General features: G+C 54.9%; 27 protein-coding genes. 10 read left to right on the plus strand and 17 right to left on the minus strand.

Annotation, left to right across the window (positions count from 1 at the left end):
• Positions 1-8 precede the first annotated feature (8 nt).
• The 5 genes from GO984_RS08660 to GO984_RS08680 all read left to right on the plus strand — a co-directional run bounded on the left by GO984_RS08660 (position 9) and on the right by GO984_RS08680 (position 5,705).
• Positions 9-788, plus strand: coding sequence for an SDR family oxidoreductase (locus GO984_RS08660; RefSeq protein ID WP_157022131.1), 780 nt, complete (start codon positions 9-11; stop codon positions 786-788).
• Positions 789-1,907: a hypothetical protein gene (locus GO984_RS08665; protein ID WP_157022132.1), complete on the plus strand. Its 1,119-nt coding sequence runs from the start codon at positions 789-791 to the stop codon at positions 1,905-1,907.
• Positions 1,908-2,083: 176 nt separating this feature from the next.
• On the plus strand, positions 2,084-3,130 hold the full coding sequence (locus GO984_RS08670) for a methyltransferase domain-containing protein (protein ID WP_157022133.1): 1,047 nt from the start codon (positions 2,084-2,086) through the stop codon (positions 3,128-3,130).
• A 90-nt stretch (positions 3,131-3,220) separates the two neighbouring features.
• Entirely contained in the window at positions 3,221-4,324 is a 1,104-nt protein-coding gene (locus tag GO984_RS08675) for an ABC transporter ATP-binding protein (protein WP_157022134.1), read from the plus strand.
• 193 nt (positions 4,325-4,517) lie between these two features.
• Complete coding sequence (locus tag GO984_RS08680) at positions 4,518-5,705, plus strand: flavin monoamine oxidase family protein (protein WP_157022135.1); 1,188 nt, start codon at positions 4,518-4,520, stop codon at positions 5,703-5,705.
• Between the two features lie 686 nt (positions 5,706-6,391).
• Here GO984_RS08680 and GO984_RS08685 read toward each other — a convergent pair.
• A complete protein-coding gene (locus GO984_RS08685; protein WP_245231045.1) occupies positions 6,392-6,865 on the minus strand; it encodes a winged helix-turn-helix transcriptional regulator in 474 nt (157 codons plus the stop codon).
• 56 nt (positions 6,866-6,921) lie between these two features.
• Between GO984_RS08685 and GO984_RS08690 the strand changes: the two genes are divergently transcribed.
• Positions 6,922-7,821 carry an SDR family oxidoreductase gene (locus GO984_RS08690; protein WP_157022136.1) on the plus strand — a complete coding sequence of 300 codons (900 nt, stop codon included), beginning with the start codon at positions 6,922-6,924 and terminating at the stop codon, positions 7,819-7,821.
• A gap of 51 nt (positions 7,822-7,872) precedes the next feature.
• Here the strand turns inward: GO984_RS08690 and GO984_RS08695 are convergent, their stop codons facing one another.
• Together GO984_RS08695 and GO984_RS08700 are read right to left on the minus strand one after the other, a co-directional pair.
• Positions 7,873-8,583: a helix-turn-helix transcriptional regulator gene (locus GO984_RS08695; RefSeq protein WP_157022137.1), complete on the minus strand. Its 711-nt coding sequence runs from the start codon at positions 8,581-8,583 to the stop codon at positions 7,873-7,875.
• A 33-nt stretch (positions 8,584-8,616) separates the two neighbouring features.
• Entirely contained in the window at positions 8,617-8,925 is a 309-nt protein-coding gene (locus tag GO984_RS08700) for a hypothetical protein (RefSeq protein WP_157022138.1), read from the minus strand.
• 221 nt (positions 8,926-9,146) lie between these two features.
• Here GO984_RS08700 and GO984_RS08705 point away from each other — a divergent pair, with 221 nt between their 5' ends.
• From GO984_RS08705 to tatC, 3 genes are read left to right on the plus strand one after another with little or no spacing between them, the layout of a single operon-like run.
• Positions 9,147-9,362 (plus strand): twin-arginine translocase TatA/TatE family subunit, encoded by a 216-nt coding sequence (locus tag GO984_RS08705; protein ID WP_157022139.1) that lies wholly within the window; start codon positions 9,147-9,149, stop codon positions 9,360-9,362.
• A gap of 6 nt (positions 9,363-9,368) precedes the next feature.
• Entirely contained in the window at positions 9,369-9,854 is a 486-nt protein-coding gene (tatB, locus tag GO984_RS08710; protein WP_157022140.1) for a Sec-independent protein translocase protein TatB, read from the plus strand.
• Positions 9,851-10,777, plus strand: coding sequence for a twin-arginine translocase subunit TatC (gene tatC, locus GO984_RS08715; protein WP_157022141.1), 927 nt, complete (start codon positions 9,851-9,853; stop codon positions 10,775-10,777). The genes tatB and tatC overlap by 4 nt, the downstream gene beginning before the upstream one ends.
• A gap of 107 nt (positions 10,778-10,884) precedes the next feature.
• Here the strand turns inward: tatC and GO984_RS08720 are convergent, their stop codons facing one another.
• The 3 genes from GO984_RS08720 to GO984_RS08730 all read right to left on the minus strand — a co-directional run bounded on the left by GO984_RS08720 (position 10,885) and on the right by GO984_RS08730 (position 13,552).
• Positions 10,885-11,547, minus strand: coding sequence for an imm11 family protein (locus tag GO984_RS08720; protein ID WP_157022142.1), 663 nt, complete (start codon positions 11,545-11,547; stop codon positions 10,885-10,887).
• A gap of 127 nt (positions 11,548-11,674) precedes the next feature.
• Entirely contained in the window at positions 11,675-12,442 is a 768-nt protein-coding gene (locus GO984_RS08725; RefSeq protein WP_157022143.1) for a Stf0 family sulfotransferase, read from the minus strand.
• Positions 12,443-12,715: 273 nt separating this feature from the next.
• On the minus strand, positions 12,716-13,552 hold the full coding sequence (locus GO984_RS08730; protein ID WP_157022144.1) for a PhzF family phenazine biosynthesis protein: 837 nt from the start codon (positions 13,550-13,552) through the stop codon (positions 12,716-12,718).
• Positions 13,553-13,722: 170 nt separating this feature from the next.
• Between GO984_RS08730 and GO984_RS08735 the strand changes: the two genes are divergently transcribed.
• Complete coding sequence (locus GO984_RS08735) at positions 13,723-14,565, plus strand: ATP-binding protein (protein WP_157022145.1); 843 nt, start codon at positions 13,723-13,725, stop codon at positions 14,563-14,565.
• A gap of 71 nt (positions 14,566-14,636) precedes the next feature.
• Here GO984_RS08735 and GO984_RS08740 read toward each other — a convergent pair whose 3' ends face one another.
• The 11 genes from GO984_RS08740 to radA form a co-directional block, all read right to left on the minus strand.
• The gene (locus GO984_RS08740) at positions 14,637-15,845 is read right to left on the minus strand and encodes a peptidoglycan DD-metalloendopeptidase family protein (RefSeq protein WP_157022146.1); all 1,209 of its coding nucleotides are present in this window, start codon (positions 15,843-15,845) and stop codon (positions 14,637-14,639) included.
• A 117-nt stretch (positions 15,846-15,962) separates the two neighbouring features.
• A complete protein-coding gene (locus GO984_RS08745) occupies positions 15,963-16,610 on the minus strand; it encodes a protein-L-isoaspartate(D-aspartate) O-methyltransferase (RefSeq protein ID WP_157022147.1) in 648 nt (215 codons plus the stop codon).
• Positions 16,607-17,389, minus strand: a complete 783-nt coding sequence (gene surE / locus GO984_RS08750; protein WP_157022148.1) for a 5'/3'-nucleotidase SurE — start codon at positions 17,387-17,389, stop codon at positions 16,607-16,609. Before surE ends, GO984_RS08745 begins: the two co-directional genes overlap by 4 nt.
• A 245-nt stretch (positions 17,390-17,634) precedes the next feature.
• On the minus strand, positions 17,635-18,291 hold the full coding sequence (locus GO984_RS08755; protein ID WP_157022149.1) for a class I SAM-dependent DNA methyltransferase: 657 nt from the start codon (positions 18,289-18,291) through the stop codon (positions 17,635-17,637).
• Between the two features lie 32 nt (positions 18,292-18,323).
• Positions 18,324-18,971, minus strand: a complete 648-nt coding sequence (locus GO984_RS08760; RefSeq protein ID WP_157022150.1) for an SDR family NAD(P)-dependent oxidoreductase — start codon at positions 18,969-18,971, stop codon at positions 18,324-18,326.
• A 54-nt stretch (positions 18,972-19,025) separates the two neighbouring features.
• Positions 19,026-19,274 carry a hypothetical protein gene (locus tag GO984_RS08765; RefSeq protein ID WP_157022151.1) on the minus strand — a complete coding sequence of 83 codons (249 nt, stop codon included), beginning with the start codon at positions 19,272-19,274 and terminating at the stop codon, positions 19,026-19,028.
• Positions 19,275-19,483: 209 nt separating this feature from the next.
• A complete protein-coding gene (locus tag GO984_RS08770; protein WP_138162134.1) occupies positions 19,484-20,026 on the minus strand; it encodes a DUF2199 domain-containing protein in 543 nt (180 codons plus the stop codon).
• Positions 20,027-20,224: 198 nt separating this feature from the next.
• Positions 20,225-21,751: an amidophosphoribosyltransferase gene (gene purF, locus GO984_RS08775; RefSeq protein ID WP_157022152.1), complete on the minus strand. Its 1,527-nt coding sequence runs from the start codon at positions 21,749-21,751 to the stop codon at positions 20,225-20,227.
• Positions 21,752-22,225: 474 nt separating this feature from the next.
• Positions 22,226-22,900: a Hint domain-containing protein gene (locus GO984_RS08780; protein ID WP_138161726.1), complete on the minus strand. Its 675-nt coding sequence runs from the start codon at positions 22,898-22,900 to the stop codon at positions 22,226-22,228.
• A 371-nt stretch (positions 22,901-23,271) separates the two neighbouring features.
• Positions 23,272-23,826 carry a CvpA family protein gene (locus GO984_RS08785; protein WP_157022153.1) on the minus strand — a complete coding sequence of 185 codons (555 nt, stop codon included), beginning with the start codon at positions 23,824-23,826 and terminating at the stop codon, positions 23,272-23,274.
• Between the two features lie 42 nt (positions 23,827-23,868).
• Positions 23,869-25,233, minus strand: a complete 1,365-nt coding sequence (radA, locus tag GO984_RS08790; protein ID WP_157022154.1) for a DNA repair protein RadA — start codon at positions 25,231-25,233, stop codon at positions 23,869-23,871.
• Positions 25,234-25,236 lie beyond the last annotated feature (3 nt).

Genomic DNA, 25,236 nt, shown 5'->3' on the forward strand with positions numbered 1-25,236 from the left:
GAGAAACCATGGATCTGGGAATTTCAGGCAAGCGCGCACTGGTCTGTGCCAGCAGCAAGGGTTTGGGACTGGGCTGTGCCGAGGCGCTGGCAGAGGCTGGGGTCAATCTGGTGATGAACGCGCGCGGCTCGGAAGCCCTAGAGGCTTCGGCGCAGGCGATCCGTGACCAGTATGGCGTTGACGTGGTTACAGTTGCTGCTGACATTTCAACGGCTGAAGGGCAGGCGCAGGTGATTACGGCTGCTACGGGCGTGGACATTTTGGTCAATAATGCCGGTGGTCCACCTCCGGGCATGTGGATGGACTGGGATCGCGATGATTTCATTGCAGCACTGGACGCCAATATGCTGGCCCCAATTGCACTGATGAAGGCGCTGATGCCGGGGATGATGGATCGTGGCTGGGGCCGGGTGGTCAATATCACCAGCGTTTCGGTCAAGGCACCGGTTGCTGTGCTGGGATTGTCGAATTCGGCGCGGGCTGGGTTGACAGGCTATGTGGCCGGCACCTCGCGTCAAATTGCAGGGCAGGGTGTAACGATCAACAATTTGCAGCCAGGCATTCATGCCACCGACCGTGCCGTTGCATTGGACACGGGTGTGTCCTCGCAGCAAGGGATCACGATGGAGGAAGCCCAGGCGCAGCGCAGTGCAACCATTCCAGTCGGCCGCTATGGCACCCGGAGCGAATTTGGTGCCACCTGTGCATTCCTGTGTTCGCAGCATGCTGGGTTTATTGTTGGGCAAAACATTTTGCTGGATGGCGGTGCCTCCAACTTGGTGATGTAAATGGCAAGTGGATTTTCTTTGAAAGACCAGTTGTTCAATCAGGAGAAGGTCCGCTATTTGGCGGGCCTGTTTGCCGAGGCTGATCCTGGGTTCGACGCAGAACAGTTTGAATCGCGGGTGATGGAGCAGCTGCTTGGTTTTGAGTTGAAGCAGCGGATCAACTGGATTGCTGAAATGTTGGGGGAGGCCCTGCCCGGGACATTGCCAGAGGTTGCCCCGGTGCTGCTGCGCGCATTGCCTGAGCCGCTGGACCCAAAGAAGACAGATGATGATTTTGGCGATTTTATCTTTGCCCCACTGGGAGAATTTGTTGTAGCCAAAGGATTGGAGGACCACCGCGAGTTGGCGTTGGATCTTCTGGCCGAACTGACCCAAAGATTTTCGATGGAATGGGCGGTGCGACCGTTCCTGAACCGCTGGCCTGTTGAAGCAATGGCGCGGATGCAGGCCTGGACTGGGCACGACAGCTATCATGTGCGCCGTCTGGTCAGCGAGGGGACCCGCCCGAGACTGCCTTGGGGGCTTGCGGTTGGGCTGGATCTGCCTGAGCCACTGCCACTGCTGGAGGCGCTTCATGGTGATGCAACCCGCTATGTTACGCGATCAATTGCCAACCATCTGAATGACATAACCAAAAAAGACCCTGACCTTGTGCTGGATCTGTTGGAGAAATGGCGGGTTGATGCGCAGCAAGACCGGCGGGAACTGGATTGGATGACGGCTCATGCTCTGCGTGGATTGGTCAAATCAGGGCATCCGCGGGCCATGGAAATGCTGGGCTATGATCCTTTGGCGAAATTGGACGCGCGGTTGGATTTGAAGGCTGGCGCTGTGAGAATTGGCGAGGCACTGGAGTTTTCCTGCCACCTGAATACGGCGGAGGACTTGCCGGTTTTGGTGGACTACCGGCTGCACTTTCAACGCCCAGGTGGCAAAATATCCGCCAAGGTATTCAAGTTGAAGCAGGCCCGCGTAACAGGCGGAGCGCTGACCCTTAAAAAACGCCATCCCTTGAAGGGCAATGCCAGCACATTCACATTGGTGCCCGGTCAACATCGGATAGAGTTGCTGGTCAATGGACGGGTGCGCGACGACGTTGAGTTCGAGCTGATGGCCTGATCTGAACATCAACAGTTGGGGGCGCTGCCCCCAGCCCCCTATGGGGCCTCCCCCGGGATATTTAGGGCTAGATGAACGGGGGGCTCAACTTGTCACACTTATGTAAATTGGGATGGTTATGACTGCAGGAAAGAATGGCTGCCGCCCATTTGCAAACAGAGCCGGAGATCAACGTAATGAACCATGAAACTGTCCAGAGTTATTACGGTGAGGTTTTGCAGAGCAGTGATGATTTGCAAACCAATGCCTGTTGCAGCCCGGATGATATGCCGGATCATGTCAAAGCCGTTCTGGCGCAGATCCATGACGACGTTTTGACCCGCTACTATGGCTGCGGCTTGATTGCGCCGCTTGCACTTGAAGGTGCACGGATATTGGATCTGGGCTGTGGAGCCGGGCGGGATGTCTATGCTCTGTCTGCTATGGTTGGTGAGACTGGTTTGGTGGTGGGCGTTGACATGACCGCCACGCAGCTGGATGTCGCGCGGGCGCATCAGGATTACCACGCAGAGAAATTTGGCCATGCGCATTCAAATGTTGAATTCCACCACGGGTTCATCGAACAGCTAGAGGCGCTAGATCTTGAGCCGGGTTCGTTTGATATCATCGTGTCAAACTGTGTCATTAATCTTGCCACCGACAAGGCGGCAGTCCTGCGGGGGGCGCATCGGTTACTGAAGCAGGGCGGCGAGATGTATTTTTCGGATGTCTATGCAGATCGTCGCATCCCCAAGGCCATGGCCGAAGACGACATGCTGTATGGCGAATGCCTGTCAGGTGCGCTGTACTGGAACGATTTTTTGTCCTTGGCAAAAGACTCGGGTTTTGACGATCCACGCCGGGTGACTGCGCGCGCTTTGACGATTGAAAATCCAGTTTTGGAGGCCCGGGTGGAGCCTTTGAAGTTTCTGTCGGCGACCTACCGATTATTCAAATTGGAGGGGTTGGAGCCCGCCTGCGAAGACTATGGTCAGGCGGTGATCTACCGCGGCACGATCCCGCATGCGCCACATTATTTTGAGCTGGACGATCATCATCTCATTGAGGCAGGCAAGGTGTTCCCCGTCTGCGGTAATACGTGGAGAATGCTGCAAGACACGCGTTTTGCGCCACATTTCGAGTTCATCGGTGATTTTGATACCCATTATGGGATTTTTGCGGGGTGCGGCGGAGAAAGCCCATTTAATGAAATGGACAGTGGTGGCGTTTCAACCTGCTGCTGATGGCTTGCGCCACCGCGTTGGGGTTGCTATCTGCGCGGGGAAATCCGATGGTTTTCCTTGGAAATCTCCTAAAAAGGCTTCACAACTCCGATGAATACTGCTCCCGAGGCCAGCCTGATGCAAACCACACCACGTCTGGAAATCCGCAACCTGAAGCGACATTTTGGTGGTCGGGCGGTGGTTGATGATGTGTCGCTGAGCATCAAAGCAGGACAAGTGACCTGCCTGTTGGGACCGTCTGGCTGTGGCAAGTCAACAACCCTGCGCATGATTGCTGGTGTCGAGATGCAAGACAGCGGTGAGATCTATGTCGATGGTAAGCTGATCTGCGACACTGTTTTCAGGGTCCCACCTGAACGGCGTGAAATTGGGTTGATGTTTCAGGACTTCGCGCTGTTTCCACACCTGAGCGTGGCCGACAACGTAGGTTTTGGCCTGAAGGGGGCAAAGGAAACGAAGCGGGCACGGGTTGAAGAGCTGCTCGAGCGGGTTGACTTGATGCGGTTTATTGATGGCTATCCTCATCAACTGTCAGGTGGAGAGCAGCAACGGGTTGCGCTGGCGCGGGCGCTGGCTCCGCGGCCAAGAATTATGCTGATGGATGAGCCGTTTTCAGGGTTGGACAACCGGCTGCGCGATGGCATTCGCGATGAAACCCTGAGCCTTTTGAAAGAAGAAGACACAGCGGTTCTGCTGGTCACCCATGAGCCAGAAGAAGCGATGCGGATGGCTGATGAGATTGCACTGATGCGCGGTGGCAAGATTGTACAGCAGGGCGCGCCCTACAACGTTTATAACCGACCAGTTGATCATGCTGCGGTGGCGTTCTTTAGTGATACCAACGTTTTACAAGCGCGGGTACAGGGATCTCTGGCTGAAACGGCCTTTGGGGACTTCCTTGCGCCCGGCTTGCCTGATGGCACCGATGTGGACATTGTTTTTCGCCCTCAACATCTGAAGATTGATTTTGACCGTGCCGGATCCGGTCCATTGCCAACCCCAAGTGATGGGGTGGCGGCACGCGGCACGGTGGTACGCGCGCGCTTTTTGGGCCATGAAAGCCTGGTGGAATTCAAAATGGATCATGACGGCTCTACTCTGAAGGCCACAGTGCCAAATGTATTCCTGCCGCAGGCGGGCCGGGTGATGTGGCTGACTGTGAAACGCAATCGGTGCTTTGTATTTGCGCGTTGACTAAGGCTGTCTGCTGCTTAGGCTTGAATATTGGAGCTGGTCTTTTGAAGCGGAAACATTGCTCTTAGTACTGTGACCGGCAGCTAAGAACTGTATCTGTACCAATTTCTGAGCCTAGACCGGATGTGAACCAAGTATTTGATGTAACCAGTTTAAAGCGCAACTGAGCTGCGAAACTTAGGGAGCGGCTGCGATGACAGAGATTACAAGACATCTGTTTCTAAGGCAGTGTCTGGCGCTGGGGTTGAGCAGTTCATTAGCAGCCGCACTTAGCGCGACTGGGGTTTTCGGGGCATCAAAACCGTCCAAAGTTGTCATTGTTGGCGCGGGAGCTGCGGGGTTGACCGCAGGGTATCTGCTGCGCAGGGCGGGGGTGGAAGTGCAAATCGTTGAGGCGGCGAAGCAGATCGGCGGACGGGTCAAACGATTGAAGGGGTTCGCTGATTTCCCGGTCGATCTGGGCGCAGAGTGGATTCACGACGAGCCTTCTGTTCTTGGCGATATTGTGGATGATCCCTCTGTCCTGATGGATGTGGAAACGATCGACTATGAGCCACAACAATTTCAGTCCTGGGTGGATGGCCGGTTGAAGCAACAGAACTGGCTCCGGCGTGTATATGCGGAGTATAAGTTCAAGACGACAACCTGGTACGGGTTCTTTGAGCGGTTTATTGTCCCGACGGTTCGCGACCAAATTCATCTAAATAGCCCGGTCGCCAGCATAGACTACAGTGGCAGTCAGGTGGTGGTGAAGACGAAGAGAGGCCAGGTGTTCAAGGGGGATAAGGTTATCGTCAGTGTGCCAGTCACAATGTTGCAGCGCGATGCCATCCGATTTGACCCGCCCATGCCGAAAGCGCAAAGCCGTGCAATTCGGGGTGTTGTAATGGGCGACGGTATCAAAGTCTTTGTCGAGTTTTCAAAGCGGTTCTATCCAGATGTTTTGATTTTTGATCGAGGGACCAAGGTTGCATTGGGTGGGGATTACAAAACGGTTTATGACGCTGCATTTGGGAAGGGATCTAGGCGTCATATTCTGGGTCTGTTTGCAGTCAACGCGCAGGCCGGGCCCTATGTGCGGCTGAGTGATCGGGATGTTGGAGCCAAACTGATTGGTGAACTGGACCAGATCTATGGCGGGCAGGCTTCGCGCTATTATGTCAAACATGTGGTGCAGAACTGGTCGAAAGAACCTTATATACGAGGGTCTTATTCTTATGACTTCGATGATGCTGAATTCGACAGCATGGCCGAAATACTGGCTCCTTTGCAGCAGCGTGTGTTCTTTGCTGGGGAGGCATTGGGTGGTCGCAATCAGGCCACCGTTCATGGCGCCTGCCAGTCAGCGCATCAAACTGTGAAACGGGTGCTTGCCAGCTAGCCCTAATGAGGGCCTTTGCCGGGTGCTTCTTGCCTGCTGTTGTTGCAGAGACCGTTGATGCAGTGACCTTTGCTGAGATGGTTCCTGATAGAACGATGTTTTGGTCTGGGGTGGCGATCAATAAACCAATGCTGCAGGTTTCGTCTTGTCCATTGATAACGCCGTCCCAACCATCCCGCTTATTACAGCCAGACACAACAGGACCGGCTTCCTGTATTGGGATTACGGGAAACTGGGTTGCGGTTCTGATCTTAGGTCTGCCCCGCCTGGGTTGACCAGCAGCCCGATGCTACAGGTGCCGTGATCTGTGTCGGGCTGCAGCATATTGGGGATGGTTTTGGATTGTTCGATGGATGTTTGTGCAGCCAGTGCACTGCAACACTACGTGGTGACAGTTGTTGAAATGAGAAGATTTTTCATTTTGATCACCCCTTTGCGCCCCTGAAACCATACAAAACGAGACCAAATTAAAATGAAATTGGATGCCGACTTCGCTTTTGATAGATGTGGAGCCGAAACGGTATAGCCACAGTGGCAAGCAGGTTATGTTAGGAGCATCTGCATCTGGCACCGAGGCTGTAGAACGTATGCTCTGGGCCCTTTGTGAGAACAGGGGTATTTTCGAAATGGATCTGTTGCTCTGACAATATTTGAGCGGGGGAGGATGTTTGCGAAACATCCAGTGTTTAATTTCGGTGTTCGCTGGGGGCCTTAGCAGTCTTGGCTGAAAAGGCAGCTTGCGCCTCCTTCACCTCAGCTTCATGTTCCATAGCCCAGTTTGCCAAGGCTGATATGTGAACCAAGAGTGAAACACCCAGTGGCGTTAGGCTATAGGCCACAGATGGCGGACGTGTGTCAAAAACTTCACGGTGAACCAGCCCGTCGCTCTCCAGCGCACGTAGCGTAACGGTTAGCATGCGTTGCGAAATGCCATCGACGGCGCGCAAGAGTGCCCGAAACCGCTCAGTTCCGCGTCCAAGTCGCAGAACAACCATTACGCTCCATTTGTCACCAATGCGGTCCAGCAGATCCCGTACAGGGCAAACGCCGCTGAATTCGTTGGCGATCCATGAATCGACACCGTCGTTCATCTCCTCGATATCAAGCTTGGTTACTTCGGTGTGCCTATCCAATGAATTAGTGCCTCCTTTCGCTGCCATTTCTGGTCTCCTATCTACGGTTCCTAAGAGTAACCTTAGTACCATGGAGAACCACAATGAACCAGACAGTCGCGATTTTTGGAGCGACCGGAGCGCAGGGCGCACCTGTCGTACGTGAAGCCCTTGTCAAAGGGATGACCGTACGAGCCGTCGCACGAGATATCTCAAAAATCTCAAAATTGCACCCAGAGGCACAGGCCTTTGCTGCCACATTGGACGATGAGGAGGCCCTTGCGAAGGTATTGGATGGTGTCGACGCCGCATTTGTCCACTTGCCAATGCCTCAGTCCCCGGAAGACCCTGCCAATTGGATGAAAGCCCTATTTGGCGCGGCTCACCGTGTTTCCCTGCCTTTGCTGGTATATACCACTGGCGCAACATCCGGTTCGCGATATCCGTCCTCGATGATGATTGATGGGGCAACCGGTGGTATGCAGGCGGTTCTTGCAAGCGGCATCCCTTCGATTGTGCTACAACCCACTATCTACTTAGAAAACCTTCTGCCGGATTTGTTTGTTCCGCATCTGCGGAGCGAGGGCATTCTGGATTACCCGCCGCTTCCAGCGAGCATGAAAGTTACCTGGACGTCGCATCATGACCAGGCAAAAGTGGCCGTTGCAGCCCTTTCGCGTCCTGACTTGGCAGGTAAAAGCTACGAAATCGGGACACCTGAGGCTGTAACTGGTGACGAACTGGCTACGCAACTCTCGGAATGGGCTGGTAAGACGGTACAATATGCCCCGCTTTCACCTGCTGACTTTGGTCAACGTGTTAGCGATGTACTCGGAAATCCGGGTGTTGCATTTGCTTTGACCGATTTGTATGGCGCGCTAGCGAAAATGGGCAACGACGATATGGCAATCGACACCAATGCCGTTGAAGCAACCTTTGGTGTTAAGCTCTCAACTATCGCAGATCACATCAAAACCTGGGCCGATGCAAAACAGATTGCATAGCTCATGTAACAGCCGGGCCGGGTGCTTCACTCGGCCCGAAACGATCTGAAGCTAGGTACTCGGAGAGATCTGATCCGTCTGCACAGATGCCACTTCTTGGCTCTGATAATCTTCCAGCCGCTTTCCCGGTTCATCGACAAACAGCTCGGGCAGGGCGGTGGCCTGTTCGATCAGGTCAACGCGGAATACACGGAAGGCGCTGCGCGTTTCGCACCAGGCTGTGAGGGTCCAAACCCGACCCCAATATTCCATATGCAGCGGTCTGATGGTCCGGGCGGTCAGCACGCCGTCGATACGTCTGTAGTCGAGATGAAGTTTTTGACGCGCCTTGATGGCGGCACGCAGCGCAGGCATGTGAGTAAAGCCAAGGGTTGCATTGGAAAAGGGATAGACTGCAAATTTCCAGGCGTCGGCCTCGGCCACAGTGCTGGTGGGCAGTACGGCGTCGATTTTGTCAGCTAAGGACTGCGCGGCGGCCTTCAGATCATCGTCGGCGGCTTCGGCGACAATGGCCATGCCGAGGTTGAGCGCCTCAAGTTCTGCGGCGGTTAGGGTGACGGGGGGCAGGGTGATCGCCTCGCGCACCATGTAGCCGACGCCGCGCTCACCCTCGACCGGGACTCCGCTGGCGACCAGCGTGTCCATGTCGCGGTAGATGGTGCGGACCGACACCTCGAGCCGGTCCGCGATGTCCTGTGCGCGATGCAATTTGCCGTCGCGCAGGATCTGGATGATATCAAAGAGGCGGTCGGAACGTCGCATGGGAGTACCCTTGTCCCGTCCCGACCTGTCTCGTCAAGCAGCCATGTCCCACAGCACGTCTTCGTGGCGCATATTGGCGCTGTCTGGAACGATGGACTTCATCAGTTCGGCGGTGCATCCATCTGCCATAAAGGCAGCGGCTGCGGATTTAGCATTCTCCATGGTTTCCCAGACCACATAGTCGGTCCAGCGGCCATCTTCGCCACGGCTGAGTTGACGGTGGACAAAGCCGGGCTGTGCACGGCAAAAGGCCTCGGTGCCCTTGCTGATCTCTACAAAGGATTCGTTGGTGATGCCGTCGATCAGGGCAAAAGTTACAATCTCAGCAACTGCGGTTTTCATGTGTCGTCTCCTGTTTTGTGTTGACGCTCTGGACCTAGCAGGGGGCAACTGACATAAACCTGTCAGTTGAGGTTCGGCTCGCTGAAAAAAAATGCAATATCAGCTCGGAATGGCCTGTCAGTCCGGCGTTGTTGCTTTCGATCAAACATCGGCGGGCGTAGAACCACTAGTGAAACGAATACACGGCGCGGATGGGCGCCGAAACTAAAGGAGACATTCTCATGTTGAACAATATTGGCCTTCCCGGCCTGCTGCTAATCGCTGTTGTGGTTCTGGTTCTGTTTGGCCGTGGCAAAATCAGCTCGTTGATGGGTGAAGTGGGCAAAGGAATCACATCGTTCAAAAAGGGCATCAATGAAGGCACTAAAGAGCTGGAAGAAGATGCAGCTGAGGCCGCCACGGATGTCACGCCTGAAACTGACAAAGACAAGGCGTAATCCGCTATGTTCGATTTGGGTTGGACCGAAATGCTGGTGGTCGGTGTTGTTGCACTGATTGTGGTTGGCCCCAAGGACCTGCCGGTGATGTTCCGTACGGTTGGTCGGTTTGTTGGCAAGGCCAAGGGCATGGCGCGCGAGTTTAGCAGCGCCATGAACGATGCTGCTGATCAGTCCGGTATCAAGGACGTCTCCAAAAGCCTGAAGGCGGCGACCAATCCGGTTGGTACGGCAATGGACGGTGTGCGTGACGCAGCGCAGGATATGGCCAAGAGCATGGACTTTACCGGTAAGGGCCCAGACTTGGACAAGTTCGACCCTGACAGTGAAACCGGGAAACTGGCTGCTGAACGGGCTGAGGACGCCAAGAAAATCCAGGCGGCTACAGCGCGTACTGCTGCTGAGCGAAAAGCCCGTGAAGCTGCTGAGGCGCTGGCCAAGGCAGAAGAAGCCGAGGCGGCGCTGAAGAGTGACGATGAGAGTAAATCATGAGCCAGACTGACGAGATCGAAGACAGCTCAGCCCCGCTGATCGAGCATCTGGCTGAGCTGCGCAATCGGTTGATCCACATGGTGGTGGCATTTTTGATCGGTATGATCATCTGCTTTACCGTGGCGACACCGATTTTCAATTTTCTGACCAATCCCCTGTGTCAGGTGCTTGCGGACCGGGGGCAGGACTGCGACCTGATCTTTATCTCGCCGCAAGAGGGCTTTTTTGTTGCGATCAAAGTGTCGCTGCTGGGCGGTCTGATTCTGTCGTTCCCCTATTTGGCGATGCAGGTTTGGCGCTTTGTGGCACCGGGGCTGTATAAAAACGAGAAAGGCGCGTTTCTGCCGTTCCTGTTGGCGTCACCTTTCATGTTTGCACTGGGTGCCAGCTTTGCCTTTTACGTTGTGACGCCGCTAGCCTATGAGTTCTTCCTTGGTTTCCAGCAGTTTGGATCCGGCGGAGAGGCTGTTCCGGATGCAACCGCGGCACCATTGAGCGTGGTATTTCAGGGCTCGGCCCAGGAATATCTGAACCTGACGATCAAGTTCATCGTGGCCTTTGGCATGTGTTTCCAGCTGCCGGTTCTGCTGACCCTGATGGGTAAGGTTGGACTGGTCAGTGCCGAGGGGCTGAAATCGGTTCGTAAATACGCTGTTGTTGCAATCTTGTTGCTGGCTGCGCTGGTGACACCGCCGGATGTGATCACGCAGGTGATCCTGTTTGTGGTAGTCTATGGCCTGTACGAAGTCTCGATCTTCCTGGTGGGCCGTGTCGAAGTAAAACGTGAGGCCAAGTTACGGGCCGAAGGGTTCTATGACGACGAGGACGACATGGATCCTGCTGATGCTGAGCCTCACTTTGATGATCCAATGTTGGCTGAGTTCGATGAGGATGACGAGGTTGACGACAGTAAGGACAAATAGGTCTGAGGTTAACTGAACATAAAGGCGCGCCAGAGATGGCGCGCCTTTTTTGTTTGGAATTCCATGCAACGAAATGGCTGACTAGTCTATGAAAGTGCTGCCAAGGTTCATGTTTCCGTCTGTTCGAGCTTCCAAAAAGCTAACCCGCGACAGCCAGCTTGTTCCGCAAGTAATTTGAAAGTCTCAGAACATAAAACAGTACCAGTTAGTGCATCCCGCCACAGCAAGTTTTGGCCAATGGCCTTGCTCCGGATGGTCCTGGGCGAGTTGATTATAAAAAAGCTCGTCCCATCACTTCTATTGATTTCTGAAATGCTTGACTGGTCTCGATCCCACGAGTCGACTTCGGTTTGGATCGCCATGAAATAGTAATCTTGGTCTAGCAATTCGCGGTGAAATCTTCGGTTCCAGATAGGTCCTGCTTTCACAAAGTCGCAGTTGCCAAGGTTCGCATTTTCGATGGCTTCTTTTAATGCTCTTCGCACAATCAACGGTGGGCGACCATCAGGATAAGGAATACCCATAACGTCTGGCAACTCTTCAATCCTAGGATTTACTAGTACCCACTGATTTGCCAACTCTTTGCGTGTAATTGGGCCAAAGCAACCGTCATGGGAATATTCTAGATCGCGAAGCCCAGACCACCATGAAGTCGGAAATGGAGAAGGCGGCTCTTTCACAGGTGCAAGTTCGTAAGTTATGGAAATTTCTGAATTATCAATTGTTAGTTCGTAGCAACAGGTCATGGTTTCACTATCATCTTGTCCCAAGTCAGATCTAATTTAAAAACGACAATAAGGCGACGGTGACTTTGTGCAAAGAATTTGGAAAGGCGCGCCAGAGATAGCGCGCCCTTTTTTGTTTGGTTGTCTTTGAGAAACCGCTCGATGGCGGTGTTCAGCTGTCTATTTCTGACATCTCCGAAATGAATCGGTCTGACCAGTCTTTGTTCGTTGCATCAGCCAGTTTGGCGACTGGTAAATCATCGCCAGTCCTTGGTTCAAATTCCAAGCCGAGCCTCTCAAGAACCCGCGCAAGCGTAGCTTGAGGGTCGTGTGATAGGTCTTCGTAGGTAATCTTGAGGGGCTCTATTTGCTGTGTGTCAAACCAAGTTTTCCAATCACAGTCCATGGCTACAAAATCCGAGAGCACCTTTGAAATCGCCTGAGCATTGTAGTTCGGTTCCTTTGGCTCTGACAGACGTTCCAGTTCAGTTCCATCAGGCGCTGCGTGCCACAATCCGGTTTGCGTTGCCTTCACATAGGATATTGCTTGATCGAGCTTGTTCTCACGCGAGAGGTGTATGAAGAGCGTTGTTCCAAATGCGGAAGATAGGCGCTCTTTTTCGAGTGTTGTTTCAGGAAGAAGAACGGCCAGTTGGCGCATAAAAAAGCCAAAGCTATGCCGTTGCAGGCGCAGGCCGAATACATCGGTTTCACCTTTGCCACGCTCAATTGCGGATGCGAAAACCGCTTGCAGGGTCTCTTGCTGGGTGCTGTAGTTGTCAGGATCAAGGCCGTAGTCGCTAAGCCATTTGGAAAGCGACGGCTCGTGAAAATGTGAGCCCGGAACGCCTGCGTTTCCCGTGTTGCCCAACATTTTGCATAATAGGGTGCTGCCGCTTCGTGGACTCGTGCAAATAACATAGGACTTAAAATGAGCCATGGTTTGGCCTCTTAAAAATAAAAACGTTCAACTCCCACTGTAGATTGATTTCTGCACCGCTGTCCCATTTTGTCGGGTCCGCCCCTGCTCATGTACTGGATCAATGTGCGGTCTGTTGTCGCCCTCACTGAAACTGGCTTCGTCAGCTACAGGTTATGACGGGTCAGACTGCATTCCCCAGCATTTCTGATGGGCTGGAGCAGCTGGTTTTTGGAAGCCCATTAATGTGCAGGGTTGAAAGGCATCGCCACATTAACCGGCTTTCATGGATGATCAGATGTTTCGTGCGGTGCCTGCGACACGGACGCTATCACCTGACTTACCGGACACGGTGACATTCAGGAGGGATGGCTGCCCCATGTCCTCACCCTGTCGGATCTGAAAAGCGCCACCACCCTGTAGGGAGGGCCAGTTGAGATCCACCAATGCACCGCCAAGTGCGGCGGCTGCAGCGCCTGTGGCCGGGTCTTCTACCACGCCGCCAATGGCAAAGGCGTTGCGAGAGACAATAACAGTATCTGCTTCAACATAGAGCAGGCTGATTGTTGTCAGGTCGTGTTCCTGCATCAGGGCGAGACCGGTGTTGAAATCATAGGACATGTTTTTCAGGTCAGCCCGGTTGCGCAGGGCAAGTATGGCATGCTGGTTACCGGCAAAGCCCAGGGTTGCGGGAAGGCGGGGATCAAGTTGATCGTCGCTCAGACCAAAGAGCGATTTCAATTGCGCAAGTAGCGCGGTGTCAAGCGGCTTGGACCAGGTTTCGGGAGACTTGAGTTCAGCTGTCCAGCCATTTGGAGTTTCAGCGGCAGAAACCGAAATACTGCCCTGTGACAGGTTCAATTCGAACGTTCCCGCATGATAAGTTTCCCCCAAAGCAACCCCAAGGGCGATTGTTGCGTGGCCACAAAAAGCGACCTCAGCTTCGGGCGAATAATAGCGGACTTGCCATTGGTCGCCTATGGGGGCTGCAAAAACGGTTTCGGAATAGCCGATTTCGCGTGCAAGGGTCTGCATCTCTTTTGGGGTCGGCAATTGGTCCTGAATGACAACTCCAGCTGGGTTTCCACCTGTCTGGCCGTTTGAAAAAGCTGCGATACGTTGCGGGTTCATTGTGGTCTCCTTTGCGTTGGATCCTTTCTAGATAAATGTCATTCATAATGAAAATTGATATTTATGATTAAACGTATCACGTATATTGAATGGTGGTGAGGCTAGGATCTTGCCCTTGTTGCTTAAGCAATATCATGCTTTGTCAGCGGGAAGACAGGACGGAGACACCGATGGACCAGATCACACTCACCCGCATTGCTGAAGCTTTGGAACGGATGGCACCAGCGCCCCTTGCGGCACCGGATTTTGACGCGGCCTCGGCCTTTGTCTGGCATGTGGAGCCTGAGCGGCTGGAACCGGTGGCCGATATCAGTCGGGTGGACCTGGACCTGTTGGTGGGCATCAATCGCTCGCGGGACACGCTGCTGGAGAACACCCGCCGTTTTGCCCGGGGGCATGGCGCCAACAACGCCCTGTTGTGGGGCGCGCGGGGCATGGGTAAGTCGAGCCTTGTGAAGGCAGTGCATGGGGCGCTGCTGGCAGATCACCCAGATCTGAAGCTGGTGGAGCTGCAGCGTGAAGACCTGCCTTCGGTGGCGCGACTGCTGCATCATCTGCGCAGCGCGTCGCAGCGATTCATTCTGTTTTGCGATGACCTGTCGTTTAGCCATGACGACCAGCACTACAAAAGCCTGAAGGCGGTGCTGGATGGCGGCATCGAAGGGCGGCCAGAAAACGTGGTGTTTTATGCTACCTCAAACCGCCGCCATCTGATGCCGCGCGACATGATCGAAAACGAACGCTCCAGCGCCATCAACCCGTCTGAGGCAGTCGAGGAAAAGGTCTCGCTGTCAGATCGTTTTGGTCTGTGGTTGGGCTTCCACCCCTGTGATCAGGATGAATACCTTGCGATGATCGACGGCTATTGCACGGCTTATGGCGTGAGTGTTGAGGCTGATATCTTACGGGCCGAGGCGATAGAATGGCAAGCAACACGGGGTGCCCGTTCGGGCCGTGTCGCCTGGCAGTTCTTTGTTGATCTGGCGGGGCGCCAGGGGGTTACACTGAGCTAATACAGCGTCCGGCAAGACCTTAAACATTTGCGCAGCCGGCCTCATAGGGCTGCGAGACCAATTCCACTGCCTTATTGCAGGTAAGGCAGTGGATCGACTGAATCAAAACCGTCACGTACTTCAAAATGAACATAGGCATCGTTACCGCTGCGCAGTGCAGCAATGGTCTGGCCACGTTTGACCTTGTCGCCTTTGTTGACCTCAATGTTTTCCACATTCGCATAAACCGTCAGTAGCTTTGCATCGTGACGGATGACAATGATTGGGACCTTGTTGGAATCTTCGGTTATCGCAGCAACTGTGCCGCTTCGTGCAGCTTTGACCGGGGTGCCTGCGGCCGCCGCGATATCGATCCCGTCATTCTTACCCCTGGAATAGGTTCGAATGATTTTGCCCTGAACCGGATAGCTCATTGCGGCCTGACTGTTACGACTGGGGGTCGGGACCTCAACCTGTGCTTCGGGCTGCGTTTCAGCAGCTGCAGCAACATTTTCTTGTGGCAGAGGTTTGGTCGAACTTGGTGGGGTGGGCGTGGTGGTGCCCTGGCCGGGAACTGTCACTGTGGTGGCGACGGCCGGTGATGCAGGGGCAGGGGCGGACTGATCCTTAATTGGGATCAGCAAATACTGACCTTCGCGAATGGCAAAGTCGCTGCTTAGACCATTCCACTCGGCGAGCGCCTTGACCGGAACCTGATATAGCCGCGAGACTGTATAGGCGGTTTCACCGCGGGTGACCTTGTGCCGTACCGGCTCCGGTCCCTCTTGAACTGCGGGCTTTTCAACTCTGGACGGCGTCGGCTGTAACTGAGTGGTGGTCACAGAGCCGGGATTAGGGGATGTGGCGCCATCTATAGCTGATCCGGCAAGCGCTTCGATATCAACCGAGCCCGGATTGGCGGGGGTTCCTGAGGAAATTACTTGATCCGGTGCCCTGCGTGGCAGCGCAAGAACCTCACCGGGTCGCAGAGGGTCGCTGGGCTGAACCCCGTTGAAACGGGCTATTTCGTCAGCCTGCATTCCGATCCGCGTAGCAACATCTGCGACGGTATCTCCACGTTGCGCCACTGCCACCTGATAGGTGGGGTAGGTGATCAATCCACGGTCATCTGCTGGAGGGCGACCAGTGGTCGCGTTCTGTGCAGCATTGGAGGTGTTGAAAGCACCGACCTGCCCACGCAAATCATAGTCCAAGGGGCCGTCACATGCTGCTACAATCGCCAGTGCAGACAACATGGCGGCGCTGCGTGTTAGGCGGTAAAAGGGGAAGGTCATCGTCATTCTGCTCTCCTGCAAATGCGATCCCCCTTTTGTGCCGGGGGTATACAGTCACTCGTTCATTTCTATGGCCAGAACTCTGACCAAGACAGGCCCGAATAGGCCTGAATTTGGCACTACTTATGTCTCTTTGCCCAATCCCTCAAGCAGGGGCACGAAGCGAACAGGGCGTAATTCGTCATATTCCAACCCATCTGGTGTTTTTTGCACCCGAATAAGGGTCTGTACTGCATCTGACTGCCCAACGGGTACAACCATGATTCCGCCGACTTTGAGTTGCGCCAGCAGCGGCCCTGGCGGATCTTCAGCGGCGGCAGTGACCAAAATGCGGTCAAACGGCGCCTGATCGGGCAAGCCAAAGCTGCCATCCCCGACCAGAGAGGTGATGTTGGCAAGGTGTAGCTTTTCAAAAATCTGCCGCGCCTCGCGAACTAAGCGGGCGTGGCGATCGACAGTATAGACCCGCCGCGCCAGTTTGGACAAGATTGCTGCTTGATAGCCCGAGCCAGTCCCAACTTCGAGCACCGTATCGCGTGACGACACCTGCAATGCTTGGGTCATCAGGCCAACCACGGAAGGTTGCGAAATTGTCTGACCGCAGGCAATGGGCAGGGGCATGTCTTCGTAGGCACGTTGCGCAAACAAGCCGCGGATAAACGGGCCGCGGTCAACTTCCTCCATTGCATTCAGCACACGGGCTTCGGTCACCCCTTTTGAACGAAGGGCAAACAGGAACTGCATCTTGGTTTCGGGGTCTGGGCTGCTCATTGAATGACCTTCAGGGCCTCCAGCGCATCATGGGCTGTCAAATCAGCACGCATTGGCGTCACTGAAATATAGCCCTCCAGATTGACGGCGGCATCGGTTCCCGGCGCAGTGGGGATATGCTGATCGCCACCTTTGATCCAAAGATAGGGGCGCCCGGTGGGGGATAGTTGTGGTTCAGCAGTGAACGAGGTGCCGGGGCGCAGCCCCTGAGCAGCCACACGGGTGCCTTTGACCTCAGCAGCTGGAACAGGTGGAAAGTTGACATTGTAGAACAGGCCATAGTCGCTATTTGACTGCACTTTTGCCTCAAAAATTCGGGCAATCAATGCGGCGCCATGCACCGAAGCTGCCTCAAACGGGTTGGCCGTTTCATAGTTGCGAGGTCCAAAATACTGCGACAATCCGATTGCTGGCACCCCTTGCAGGGCCGCTTCCATCGCCCCCCCCAAGGTGCCAGAGTACAGCGCATTTTCGGCGGAGTTGTTGCCGCGGTTGACGCCGGAGAGCACCAGATCCGGTGGGCTGTCCTTCATTACCACATGGAGCCCGGCCAACACACAATCCGCTGGCGAGCCTTCGGCTGCAAAGCGGCGTTCGCCCAGTTTGGTCATCATGGTGGGGTGGGTGTAGCTGATACAGTGGCCGACGCCGGATTGTTCAAAGGCCGGGGCCACAGTCCAGACTTCACCCTGCGGGCCGGCCAGCGTTTGGGCGATGGCTTCAAGCACCACAAGCCCCGGAGCACTGATACCGTCGTCATTGGTGATGAGAATACGCATAGGCCGCCCTCTGGTGGTGTTTTTTACTGCATAGGCGGTGGCGGCACATGGGGCAAGTCTTTGGCGACATTGACAGTGCGCTGACGCCAGAGGTTGTTGACTGTGCCACAGTTGGTCGTCTGAGGGGACACAACAGAAGCCGCTCTAGCAAACATACCGGTCTGTTGTTGGAGGGATGATCGTCGCGCCGGACCGGAAGGGCAAAGTAGGGTGTGTGCTTGCACGCACCATTCCAGGGGCGCGTCTCAGTGAGGGCGTGTGGCCAGATACCCGCAGCTCAGACGGCTAGGAGGGCCGCTGTGATGGGGGTGCGTTTGGACGTCGACAAAACCAACCTGCGCAAGCATCTGTTCGATTATATCAGGCGTAAAGGCTGCGCTACCGTATTTCCACCGCACCAAGGCCGTGCACCAATGTGGTTTGGATATCGCAAATATTGCCTGCCCACCGGGTTTGAGTCGTTCGAAAAGCCAGGCCAAAGCGGCCTGTGCATCATGGCAGTGCTCGATTGCATGACCACATAGAACGCGATCATACTTGTGGCATGAGAGGTCAGCGCACCCAATAGCCCCAATAATCTGGCGCGTTGATGCAGAGATGATGTTGCCAGCCCGGTTTAGCATTTCTGGTGACAGGTCCAGAAGATCGTAGTGGCACGGGTGTTGCGTATTCTGTGCAAACGCAAATGAGAGTGCGCCTGTGCCTGCTCCGGCGTCCAGCACTTTGCCCGGCCCATCAAGCGGCGCAGCGATCACGGCACTGCGCGTCAGAGCATGGTAGGCTTCTTTGTAGCCAATGCGCTCTATCCCAGCCTGCCAACCATCTGCAGCCCGGGCGTATAGAGATTTTACCGCCGTTTCAGACGTGGTCCGGCGGGAGGGCAAGAGAGAGAGACGGCGCATAGGCGCAGGCTATCGGCCTGTTGTAACCAAGGTCAAGTCAACTGCAGCTCTGCCAACAGGCGTTTGGCTTCGTCCATCGGCTTTGCCAAGTCTGATTGATCTTCGCCTGGGAAGAACCGGGCGCGTAGGGCGGTTGGCATCGGGTGTGGCGTGACAACGGATACCTTGGGGCCGGTTTTTTCGGTCTCAGCTGCCCAAGAACCTACCAGCGCCATCTGCGCGGTTTTCGTCGCGCCATAAGTGCCAAAGAACTTTTGTCCTGCGCGGGGATCGTCAAAGAAGATGGCCTGCCCCTGTTGAGCAAGCAATGGCGCCACATAAGAAATAAGCAAGGCCGTCGCGCTTGCGTTGACGGCAATGGATTTGTTCCAGTCCGAGCCAGCGGCAAAATTTGCCGGGCTTAGAGGCACGGCATGAATGGCGCTGTGCAGCCACAGGTCAAGCTTGCCCCAGCGGTCATGAATTCCGCGGCATAGGGTTGCCATGGCGTCTGCGTTGGTCACATCCATCGGTGCCAGCGTAGCGCTGCCGCCTGCCGACTGGATACGATCATCCAACTCTTCCAAAGCGCCAGTGGTCCGCGCCACTGCGATGATATGGTGGGTTGGCGCCAGGGCTTCGGCCAGAGCGGCACCCAGTCCGCGCGATGCGCCGGTGATGAGAGCATTTTTCTGTGTCATGGCAGCCTTGTGGTCCGAGTGTGGCAGCGGGTCAAGAGGCCTTGCTGCGGCGCATTAACTGCCGGGCATCGCAAGACGTCGGGTTTTACCGTTTTTCTCTAGCAAGACGCCATGTGTATCAATGCCGACAACGCGCCCCGACGACAACCGCGTGCCACGTTTTACCCGGCGTACACGACCGCTGGGCAGGCGCATCAGGGCGCTGAGGTCTTGCGCAGGCCCGAATAATCCCATCAGGGTCAGTGACGTTTGATCGAGCGTTTCACTTTGGGTTGCCAGGTCGGCCACTTTAGCATTTGTCATCGTCGGTATCCTCTTGGCCGCAAAGGTGCGGCCATACTTGTCTGGTCGTTGCAGCGCTTAGCAGCCACAAACGGGGGGGAACATAAGGAGGAAAAAGGCGGTGCGCGGGATGTAGCGCAATGGGGTGCCTGTCGGCAATTCCCTGCGTAGACCCTTGCAAATAAGAGACGGGTGGCCGCACCACCCTTGAAATTCAGATTAGATCTGCGTCAGGCGTCATACACCAGCGAAGCCATATCATGGCCATAAGAGTAAAGGAGATCGAACAGCTCTTCGAGCTGCGCCCCGTTTTTCTGCAGGGGATATAGTGGGTGTCCGGTTTCTGAAATCATCAGTTCGGGGTATTGGCCCTCTGGCCGCATGTGCAGCATGCCAGCGACCGGTTCCCCCATGCCCGGAGGGATCGCGTTGGACAGCCAAGCCGGGCAATTGCTAAGCGTTTCAGTTTCACGCAGCTCAAACAGGTCCATATAGGAGTCAAAGTTTTCACGGCTGACACTGGCCCAGGTGCCAAGAACAAACTCTTCCTCATCGCCGCCAATCAATGGCACAGCAAGTACGCAGCGCAGGAAATGAAGGTCGCCAATACGACAGAAGTCATCTGTTAGCACATCGCCACGTTCGGCAATGATGGCTGTGTTATCTTGTTGAGGCATGTCCTCAGGGCACATGTCCGGACGATCGCAGGCCAGGCTGAGCAATTGTGCAAAGGTGGCGCCACAGCAGCGACACTGGCGTGATGACGTCAACATACGGGCGAGGTGCGCGTCCAATGGGCGGGCCTTTCACATGGGCAAAGTAAAAGGCGCTGACCAAACGGACAGCGCCTCCAATACTGGATGATTCGAGCCTATACTCCGCTGAGGCTCAAATATCAATTTTTGCCGACCTCAGATCCTCAATGTAAGCAGTTAGTCGCTTGTGTTTGAGGAGCCCTAGCGATGATCGTGCTACCCGTTTGTTGCTAGTTTGGCGCCGTTCCAGGACTCTCCAGCGACCGGTGCGGCCCCCATTTTTTCGCTAACGCGATTGCTGTTTTCCAGTGATTCCAGATAGCTGTCGCTCACACTGCCGGTTAGATAGTTGCCGTCAAAACAGGAGCAATCGAACTGTTGGATGTCCTTGTTGCCCTCTTTCGCGGCCCAAATCAGATCTTCTAGTTTTTGATAGATGAGAGCGTCAGTGCCAAGTTCCAGTTGGATCTCTTCAATTGAGCGATTGTCGGCCACCAGTTCACGTTTCGTCGGCATGTCTATTCCATAGACATTGGGGAACTTCACGGGTGGCGATGCACTGGCCACATAGACTTTTTTGGCTCCGGCATCGCGGCACATCTGAACGATCTTTTTGATCGTGTTGCCCCGCACGATGGAATCGTCGATCAACAGGATGTTGAGCCCCTTCATCTCCAATGGGATAGCATTCAGCTTGCGGCGGACAGATTTCTGGCGTTCGGCCTGGCCGGGCATGATGAACGTACGTCCAATATAGCGGTTCTTGACCAGACCTTCGCGGTAGCGGATGCCGGTGGCGTTGGCCACTTCCAGCGCGACGGGACGAGCTGAATCCGGAACCGGGATAATGCTGTCGATCTCAAGATTTGCGTCTTGAATTTGCTTGGCCAGGGTCTGGCCCATCCGCAGCTGGGTTTTATAAACGGAGATCCCATCCAACATGGAATCGGGGCGTGCCAGATAGACATATTCGAAAATACAGGGGGTCAGCTTCCCCTCAACTGCCTGAAAACTGTGCATATTGCCGTCGAGATCAATCAAGATGGCTTCGCCCGGAGCCACATCACGCAGCTTTTCAAATTCATTGATGCCAAAGGCCACGTCTTCAGAAGCGAAGGCATAGTCATGCTCGCCATTTTCGTTTGTTCGCTGAGCAACCGAGAGTGGGCGGATGCCATGTGGGTCACGAAAGGCCAGCATACCGACGCCAGCGATCAGGGTGATAACCGAATAGGCGCCCTGTATGCGTTCCATTGTCATTTTGACCCCGGCAAACAGATTGCGCTTGGGATCCGCGGTGCCGTTGACCTTGATGCTATCGGAAATTTTGTCTGCCAGGACATTCAGCAGAATTTCGGAATCCGAAGTGGTGCGCAGATGACGGCTATACTTGGCAATGATCTTTTCACGCTGTTCCGTGGTATTTGTGATGTTGCCGTTGTGGACAAGATAGATACCGTAGGGCGCGTTGACAAAGAAGGGCTGTGCCTCGGAGGCATTTAGCGAGCCAGCTGTAGGATACCGGACGTGACCAATACCAACTTTGCCAGTCAGGACTTTGGCGTCGTCCGCATCGAAGACATCCTTGACCAGACCAGTGGCCTTTTGTTCGCGAAAGTTTTCGCCGGTATAGGTCACGATACCAGAGGCATCTTGACCACGATGCTGCAACATCAGCAAACCGTCATAAATTTCTGCAAAGACCTCATCGGTCCGGCTTGCTATCCCCAAAATCCCACACATTCAGTGGCTCCACTTTCACATTGCGTGTTTCGTCAGCTGAGCATGCTCAGTCGTGTTGTCATTGATCGTGTCTGGTGACAGTGCGACGATCATCGTAACCCTTTCGGTGATCGATAGCCTCGGTCTCCCCAAAAGCCAAACGCGACACCATTGGTATTATCAATCGCTCCAAACAAGACGAAGCCATCGCAACTGTGGTGCGATTTCTTTTTCGTATCGGAGGGAACTGGTGTCATCTTCGGCATCGGCAAGGCGGGTGGCTTCGAATCCGTTTGGGACGTTGGCCCCGACATAGAGGCTTAGACCTCGGTTGTCATCAAAGGATCACATGTATTGGATGTATCATTTGCCGCAGGTCCTGGAATGAGGCTGCGTGAAGGGGGTTGGGGGATGGGATCCTGCGGTCTGGAACACAGGAGACGGCAAAGAAAAGGCCCGCACTAAGCGGGCCGTGAGTCGGGGAGAATAAGGGAGTTAAGCGGCGAGGGGCGCCAGAACTTTGTCCAGAGGGCTTGGTTCAGGTGCGGACACTGGATCCATACCTGTCAGGGCCAGAGCGCGACCATCTTCACTGGCCAGAATTTGGCGCGTTTCGGCGAATGACAATTTGCGGAACGCTGAGTCGAGAGTGCTGCCGGGGGCCTGCAACAGCATGCCGCTTTCAGCCCAGATCAGCTCTTCTTCTGCAAAGCTCAGGTGGATACGGGCCAGACGCTCTGGCATCGCAGGTGTGATTCCTTTGTAGCCAACCAGCGAGATTAGTTTGGTCATCACCAGGGCGACATCAAACAGACGCTCGGCGGCATCCAGTTCCAAGGCTACCATTTGGTCGGAAGGCAGCATCAGATCGACGTCATTGCCAAGAGCACCAGCAGGAACGTGTACAAGGGTAGTCATGCGTGGAACAGAATGATTGATCGATTTCACTTCCTGACAGCCGCCATCAAAAGTGTAGATGCTATCGCCGGGTTTCACGTCCCGCATTTGAACAAAACCGCGATCGGTTTCAACCAGAGTGTCAGGCAGAAAGCCGCCAGCCTGGGGCCGGGGGCGGCGAACAGCGGGTGCAACAGGCTTGGATACCGGGAATTCCATCAGCAGGTTCACCGACTGGAAGTCTGCGAAAGAGTTGAAGTGGTCCAGTAGCATGTTGTCGTTCCTTCTGGTCGATAGTGCCTGACGTTCTGTCTGACCCTACATGGCCAGCGAAATTGGCCCTAAATGAGGCACAGATGGGGCCGATTGCTGTTTTGGTTTCTTTTTTGGGGAAAAAGAGCCCTTTTTGCCCCGGATTGTTAACTATTCGAGCAACCAGAGAGAGAATCTGTTAACTTTTTGCGATTTGCTCAGCTTGCGAGTCGAAAGGGCAAGAGGAATGATTCTCGTTCGTTAACAATTGGTTAATGCAATAAGTTTGCGTTAACTGCAGGTGGAATATACGGCAGAAAATAAGGGCTGAATTATGAAGGGCGCACAAAAAAGGGCGCCCATTGGGCGCCCTGTCACCACGAGGGTGTGATTTACTGTTGGCAGTTGCCGATCAGCTGTTCGTACTGCTGGGTGACCCAACCCAGTGCCTGCTCGGGGTCGCGGTTTTCAATTTTGGTGATCATGCGTTCGAACACCACCGCTGAGCGGCTGTTGTCAACCATTGCAAAACTCTGCCCGGTCATCACGACATTGTAGAGAAAGAAGCCGATGGCAACCAAGAGAATGCCTCGCAGCACTCCGAAGAAGAAACCGACACCCTGATCCAATCCGCCAAGTGCCGAGCGCTGAACCATTGAAGAGAACAGGGGGGTGAAGAACGAAACAACAATCAGAGCCAGCGCAAAGACCGCTGCAAAGGCGGCGATGATTGAGAGTTCGCAACTGTCTGAGATGAATTCTCCGACAACAGGGATTTCCCCCATCAGGGGTTCGACCTGCGGCGCAAAGACAAAGGCCAACACTGCGGCGGCAATCCAGCCAGCGATGGCCATTGCTTCGCGGGCAAAGCCGCGTGCATAGGCCAGTAATGCCGATACTACTATAATTAGGGCCACGACCCCGTCGATAATGGTGAAACCGTCCATGTCCCTCGCCCGTTACTCTGCGCTTTTTAAATTTGTGCGACCTTAGCCGGCCCCAAAGAAATCGCCAACAAATCCCGTCAAGTCGGTTACCCGGCGTAAACCTATACCTTTGATCGAGACGGATTTACCACCGCTTGGAGCTATAGCGGCGGTAAAACCAAGTTTCTGCGCCTCTTTCAACCGGTTTTCTGTCTGTGGGGCGGGTCTGAGGGCACCAGACAGAGAGATTTCACCAAATATTGCAGTATCTGCGGGCAAAGCAGTGTCTTCTCGCGCACTGAGCAAGGCCGCAGCAACAGCCAGGTCGGCGGCAGGTTCGGAAATTTTCATTCCCCCTGCCACGTTCAAATAAACGTCAAGTCCGGCAAAGGGAATCCCGCAGCGGGCTTCGAGCACTGCAAGAATCATTGCCAGACGTCCGCCATCCCAACCGACAACTGTGCGGCGGGGTTGCGAGTGAGGTGAAGGGGCGACCAGCGCCTGCATTTCAACCAGCACGGGGCGAGTGCCTTCAATGCCGGCAAAAACCACTGAACCGGGACTGGGTTCGCCGCGTTCAGACAGAAACAGGGCAGAGGGGTTGGTGACTTCGGAAAGGCCTCGACCTGTCATTTCGAAGACACCGATCTCATCTGCCGGACCAAAGCGGTTTTTCACGGCGCGTAAGATCCGGAACTGGTGGCCGCGCTCGCCTTCGAAATACAGCACCGTGTCAACCATATGTTCTACCACGCGGGGGCCGGCAATCTGGCCGTCTTTGGTGACGTGGCCAACCATGACGATTGAGACGTTGTTGCGTTTGGCAAAACTGGTCAACTCATGTGCGGCTGAGCGGACCTGACTGACAGAGCCGGGGGCGGAATCGACTGTATCGATCCACATGGTCTGGATGGAATCGATGATCACCAGCTGCGGCTTTTCAGCTTCCAGCGTGGTGAGGATGTCGCGCAGGTTGGTTTCTGCGGCCAGTTTTACCGGAGCCTGTGCCAGGCCAAGTCGCTGGGCGCGCATGCGGACCTGCGCGGTGGCTTCTTCGCCACTGACGTAGATGGTTTTTACACCGGAATGGGCAAACTGGGCCGCAGCCTGTAGCAAAAGTGTGGATTTACCAATGCCGGGGTCACCGCCAACTAATATGGCAGATCCCGCGACCAACCCGCCACCAAGAACCCGGTCCAGCTCGCCCACACCACAGAGGGTGCGGGGCGGCGGGGTGTCTTTGGTTGCCAGGTCGCTGAGAACGATAGTGTTGCCACGGGTGTTGCCCAGTGATTTTTTACCCGGCCCTGTCGACAGTGCCGCGGTTTGCGAGATGGAATTCCATTCGCCACAGCCCTCGCAGCGGCCCGACCATTTCGAGAAGCTGGCGTTGCAGGCGGAACAGGAGAAAGATTTTGATTTAGCCATGTC

Source organism: Parasedimentitalea huanghaiensis (assembly GCF_009753675.1).
GTDB lineage: Bacteria > Pseudomonadota > Alphaproteobacteria > Rhodobacterales > Rhodobacteraceae > Parasedimentitalea > Parasedimentitalea huanghaiensis.

Bases quoted from the DNA above. Each gene is read 5' to 3' on its own strand.
- GO984_RS08660 (WP_157022131.1), top strand. From the start codon at position 9: ATGGATCTGGGAATTTCAGGCAAGCGCGCACTGGTCTGTGCCAGCAGC.
- GO984_RS08665 (WP_157022132.1), top strand. From the start codon at position 789: ATGGCAAGTGGATTTTCTTTGAAAGACCAGTTGTTCAATCAGGAGAAG.
- GO984_RS08670 (WP_157022133.1), top strand. From the start codon at position 2,084: ATGAACCATGAAACTGTCCAGAGTTATTACGGTGAGGTTTTGCAGAGC.
- GO984_RS08675 (WP_157022134.1), top strand. From the start codon at position 3,221: ATGAATACTGCTCCCGAGGCCAGCCTGATGCAAACCACACCACGTCTG.
- GO984_RS08680 (WP_157022135.1), top strand. From the start codon at position 4,518: ATGACAGAGATTACAAGACATCTGTTTCTAAGGCAGTGTCTGGCGCTG.
- GO984_RS08685 (WP_245231045.1), bottom strand. From the start codon at position 6,865: ATGGCAGCGAAAGGAGGCACTAATTCATTGGATAGGCACACCGAAGTA.
- GO984_RS08690 (WP_157022136.1), top strand. From the start codon at position 6,922: ATGAACCAGACAGTCGCGATTTTTGGAGCGACCGGAGCGCAGGGCGCA.
- GO984_RS08695 (WP_157022137.1), bottom strand. From the start codon at position 8,583: ATGCGACGTTCCGACCGCCTCTTTGATATCATCCAGATCCTGCGCGAC.
- GO984_RS08700 (WP_157022138.1), bottom strand. From the start codon at position 8,925: ATGAAAACCGCAGTTGCTGAGATTGTAACTTTTGCCCTGATCGACGGC.
- GO984_RS08705 (WP_157022139.1), top strand. From the start codon at position 9,147: ATGTTGAACAATATTGGCCTTCCCGGCCTGCTGCTAATCGCTGTTGTG.
- tatB (WP_157022140.1), top strand. From the start codon at position 9,369: ATGTTCGATTTGGGTTGGACCGAAATGCTGGTGGTCGGTGTTGTTGCA.
- tatC (WP_157022141.1), top strand. From the start codon at position 9,851: ATGAGCCAGACTGACGAGATCGAAGACAGCTCAGCCCCGCTGATCGAG.
- GO984_RS08725 (WP_157022143.1), bottom strand. From the start codon at position 12,442: ATGGCTCATTTTAAGTCCTATGTTATTTGCACGAGTCCACGAAGCGGC.
- GO984_RS08730 (WP_157022144.1), bottom strand. From the start codon at position 13,552: ATGAACCCGCAACGTATCGCAGCTTTTTCAAACGGCCAGACAGGTGGA.
- GO984_RS08735 (WP_157022145.1), top strand. From the start codon at position 13,723: ATGGACCAGATCACACTCACCCGCATTGCTGAAGCTTTGGAACGGATG.
- GO984_RS08740 (WP_157022146.1), bottom strand. From the start codon at position 15,845: ATGACGATGACCTTCCCCTTTTACCGCCTAACACGCAGCGCCGCCATG.
- GO984_RS08745 (WP_157022147.1), bottom strand. From the start codon at position 16,610: ATGAGCAGCCCAGACCCCGAAACCAAGATGCAGTTCCTGTTTGCCCTT.
- surE (WP_157022148.1), bottom strand. From the start codon at position 17,389: ATGCGTATTCTCATCACCAATGACGACGGTATCAGTGCTCCGGGGCTT.
- GO984_RS08755 (WP_157022149.1), bottom strand. From the start codon at position 18,291: ATGCGCCGTCTCTCTCTCTTGCCCTCCCGCCGGACCACGTCTGAAACG.
- GO984_RS08760 (WP_157022150.1), bottom strand. From the start codon at position 18,971: ATGACACAGAAAAATGCTCTCATCACCGGCGCATCGCGCGGACTGGGT.
- GO984_RS08765 (WP_157022151.1), bottom strand. From the start codon at position 19,274: ATGACAAATGCTAAAGTGGCCGACCTGGCAACCCAAAGTGAAACGCTC.
- GO984_RS08770 (WP_138162134.1), bottom strand. From the start codon at position 20,026: ATGTTGACGTCATCACGCCAGTGTCGCTGCTGTGGCGCCACCTTTGCA.
- purF (WP_157022152.1), bottom strand. From the start codon at position 21,751: ATGTGTGGGATTTTGGGGATAGCAAGCCGGACCGATGAGGTCTTTGCA.
- GO984_RS08780 (WP_138161726.1), bottom strand. From the start codon at position 22,900: ATGCTACTGGACCACTTCAACTCTTTCGCAGACTTCCAGTCGGTGAAC.
- GO984_RS08785 (WP_157022153.1), bottom strand. From the start codon at position 23,826: ATGGACGGTTTCACCATTATCGACGGGGTCGTGGCCCTAATTATAGTA.
- radA (WP_157022154.1), bottom strand. From the start codon at position 25,233: ATGGCTAAATCAAAATCTTTCTCCTGTTCCGCCTGCAACGCCAGCTTC.